The organism is Okeania sp. (genome assembly GCF_983059655.1).
In genome coordinates this window covers 2,618-6,353 of the sequence record NZ_CEZPJD010000447.1, presented here as the reverse complement: position 1 = coordinate 6,353, position 3,736 = coordinate 2,618, and the positions used below count along the sequence as shown (strand labels likewise).

Genomic DNA, 3,736 nt, shown 5'->3' with positions numbered 1-3,736 from the left:
TACTCTAAGTGCCAAAAATAATTTTGTGGTCTACTCAAATGAAAAGCGCTGTATAGGGTGCATAGCAACTTTTAAATTTACCCAACCAGCAAACATTTGCTCCTTTTTACCAAATAAAACCATGACTAACATCTTTCAAAAATTATCTTTCGTTGCTACAAGTACAGTTCTCAGCTTATCAGTCATTAATGCTAATCCTGTTAATGCTGCTTCAATTATTTATGATTTTGAAGTTAGTATAGATGTTGGTTCTTTAGCAGGCGAAACATACTCTGGATTTTTTGAATTTGATGATTCTGCATTAACTGGAATTGGTGATGAATTTTTATCTGTATCAGAACTTAGTTTCGATTTTCTGGGTGTTAACTACACTGAAACTGATGGTTTTCCTGAAGTTGTATTTTTTGATGGTGACTTTCTAGGATTGAATTTTGAGACGGATACTACATTCTCTTTTTTTGAAGGTATATCTGACTCCAGTGACGCTTTCTTTTCATACGATATTTCTGGACAAGGATTTGGTTCAGGAGATATCGAATACACTTTACGTCCAGATACCCAAGTGTCTACACCTGAACCAACTGCTGTTTTCAGTTTATTAGCTTTGGGTGCGGTAGGTTGCAGTGGTATTTTGAAGAAGAGAAAATAAGCGTCATTATCAAAAAATGCAGCATTATTTTTTCATAGATATCCAATAAGCAAGAATTTAGGGTTGTTCCATGGAGCATCCCTACATCTTACATTTAGCACGACAAAACGTAGCATAAAAATATAATTCAAAAATAATACCAAATCCGGGTATAAAAACAGGGTTGTCCCATCGTTAAATCCCTTATTTAGCAACGGTTGTAACTATAAAAAACGCTTTCTCACTAAGGCGGATTATAAGAAGTCAAAAGTAAGAATAAAATTATAGTGGTCAATAAGAGTCAAGGATTCAACCAGTATTTATGCTTAGTATTTAACTGAGAATTGGACTCTTGATAAAGATAAATGAAGATAATTTATATAGTATAAATACTTAAGCAAGTTACAGATTTTATACTAATTTTCATGTTACAAATTGAAGCATGGAATGTAGGCTACATTAGTTTTAGGAGATATAAAATAAAATAAGACTATAGCGTTTCCCAAAGTCGTGATGTAAAGTTATATTTTTGTATTTTTATTCCCTATTTCCTATCATCACTATCAGACTTTTTCAACAAGCCCTAATTATATTACACCGATGCTACCGGGTTTGATATCAGAAGGAAAAAAAGAGGAGAAAGTTTTTTCATCTCTGCTGAATTCGGTATACAAAAATGTTTCATCTCGGCGCCATTTCCAAATCTTTTTCCATATGCCCCTCCTGGGAGCAGGGCTAATTCTTTGTCATCAGAGAATATTTACAACCGTACATTTTTCGTTAACTAATTCTAGTAAGATATATGAAATTTCAAAGAATACAATTTTGCTATAGTGCAGAATGGCGGAAATAACTAACCAGTTACAAAATTCTAAAAGCCTTACCAATCAGCACTTCTGACTTCCGCGTAGCGATAATAGTGACAAGAAATTGACCCTGCTTTCTGAGAGCAGTAGGGGTGTGTCCCCATCTCCTCCTTATCACTACATTGACTTCTCTTCTGTAAATCCTGATACAGCAATGGCCAATACTGTAGAATCACCCAGTTGGAGGAAAATAAAATCACCTTCATAGAGGAAGTGTGGCATTAAGTCAGTGTCTTATAATGAAGACAATTAAAAAGCAAATTTTGAGGAAATCGGATATTATGAGCTTTCAAGTAAACGACTATGTAATGTTAATTGAGTATGAATGGATTGGAAAAGTCTGTAGAATTATCAAACATACTAATCAAAAAGGTACTCGTTTTGAATATGTCTTGTCTTGTATTGATGATAACAAACCTTTTGTTTACACCAAACACGAACAATTAATGCCTGTTCCTACCGATAGCCCATAATATCAACAAGTCCGTCAGCATCTCTATAATGATAGTGGGAGCATTTTGCTTGCCATTAAGGTTGTTTCTAGTAGTCATTAGGAATAGCTTCAATGTCATTTTTGAGGGCCTGCGCAATTTCTTTTTCTCAAAGCATCGATCTGATTTCCAGAATTGTAGTTGACCCCATTATTTATAATATTTTTGAGCGCACACTACTATCATGGCTAATGCCATTGTTATAGCAAGCTACTACCCAACACATAGTGCCATAACTCATTTTGATGGTATTGTAAGTACGCGCCAGACAATAAAACCTGCAAATAAAACATAACCTGCAACTCCTACCCAGTCTTGCCAACTTCCAGATAATTGACCTTCCATAATTTAACTTCCTATTAATTTTGACTTAGACTATCATACAGTACTTCCTGTTGTTACGAGGTACTTATGCTTATGGTTTGACAGCGCTTTTCATTTGAGTAGACCATAAAATTATTTTTGGCACTTAGAGTAGGGAGTAGGGGGTAGGAGCTAGAAAAATGCTTTTGGGTTGCCCATACTAACTGTAGTCTATCCATGTGAAAAGTGCTATAAGGAATAGGGAATAAGGAATAGACAAAAAATATTCCAGATCGTCAATGCTGATAGCTAATTAATCGCTCAAAACTTGCAAAATATCCCCAACCGCTAAACTTCCATCACTATCAACAGTTGCCAAAACACCTGTGTGAGCGTGACCAAATTTTTCTTTCAACACCGATAATAAAGGTATATCGCGATCGCCAGTCTCTGGATCGACCTCAATATTCATACACCGCCCAATTTTAGCAGTAACAGTAATTTCAGCATTACCCAAGCGCAACTGTTTTCCCACCAAGTCAAACTCTGACCAAGCATCCATACCATCCACAACCACATTAGGACGAAATCTTCGTATATCTAATATCTTTCCTGCCTTTTCCCCTAAATCATCCATAGTTGCCTGACTAATAATAGAAATATGTACAATTTCGCGGTCGGGATAACGAGTTGTATTGCCATTTCCTACTAACTGCACTGGAGCTTTTTGAGGATGACGCGCTCCTTTATTCGGTGTGAGAGTAGTCAAATAATCTGTGAAAAAAGCATTAATGCGATCGCGTTCCTCAGATAAACCTGTATTGGCCCTCAGCAGCTCAACCCCTTGCCGTCGCACGGTCAAAAATCCAGTTTCTGAGTCAAACTCACAATTCAAAGCAGCTAAACCAGGCCAATCATTTTGTACTGCAAAATGTTTTTTACTCATCCAAGGTATAATTTCTGGCCCTGTGGTATGGTTATGAGAGTCGAGAAACATCAAAGCAAAAGCGCGATCGCCTTTAATGCCATATCCTGAAGTGAGGAAAAAATCCTGACAAATTTGAGGAGTTAATCCTTTAACTGGATGAATAAATAATTGTTTAACTGTTGCTAATTTCATGTTCTGCCAATTTTATAAATCTTTGCTACAAATAGTTAGGTTATTGCTTAGGAGTCAAATGATATTATCATACCAAGATAGGAAAATTAGAAAAAATTATATAGGAATAAGTTTATATCATTATACGTTCGGTCGAGGGATAGTGAGGTCTCGGAGCCATATACAATCGACCAAGAGAGAAAATATTTTCTTTTTATTCAATTCTCTTCTCTTCCTTTTAGGGAGAGGTAATTATCAATTATCCATTATCAATTATCCATTATTGAATAATACCTAAAAAAATTGAATCATAATTCTCATCGTTATTTACAAAAAGAGTGGAAATGCA

3 protein-coding genes are annotated in these 3,736 nt (G+C 35.5%); 2 read left to right on the top strand and 1 reads right to left on the bottom strand.

Annotated features, from left to right (window positions below):
- Positions 1-649 (top strand): PEP-CTERM sorting domain-containing protein (locus tag AC3DU7_RS21560; RefSeq protein WP_488041355.1); only part of this gene is annotated, 649 nt, incomplete at its 5' end.
- A gap of 1,126 nt (positions 650-1,775) precedes the next feature.
- Entirely contained in the window at positions 1,776-1,967 is a 192-nt protein-coding gene (locus tag AC3DU7_RS21555; RefSeq protein ID WP_488041354.1) for a hypothetical protein, read from the top strand.
- A 634-nt stretch (positions 1,968-2,601) separates the two neighbouring features.
- Here AC3DU7_RS21555 and AC3DU7_RS21550 read toward each other — a convergent pair.
- Positions 2,602-3,408: an MOSC domain-containing protein gene (locus AC3DU7_RS21550; RefSeq protein WP_488041353.1), complete on the bottom strand. Its 807-nt coding sequence runs from the start codon at positions 3,406-3,408 to the stop codon at positions 2,602-2,604.
- Positions 3,409-3,736 lie beyond the last annotated feature (328 nt).

Bases quoted from the DNA above. Each gene is read 5' to 3' on its own strand.
- AC3DU7_RS21550 (WP_488041353.1), bottom strand. From the start codon at position 3,408: ATGAAATTAGCAACAGTTAAACAATTATTTATTCATCCAGTTAAAGGA.
- AC3DU7_RS21555 (WP_488041354.1), top strand. From the start codon at position 1,776: ATGAGCTTTCAAGTAAACGACTATGTAATGTTAATTGAGTATGAATGG.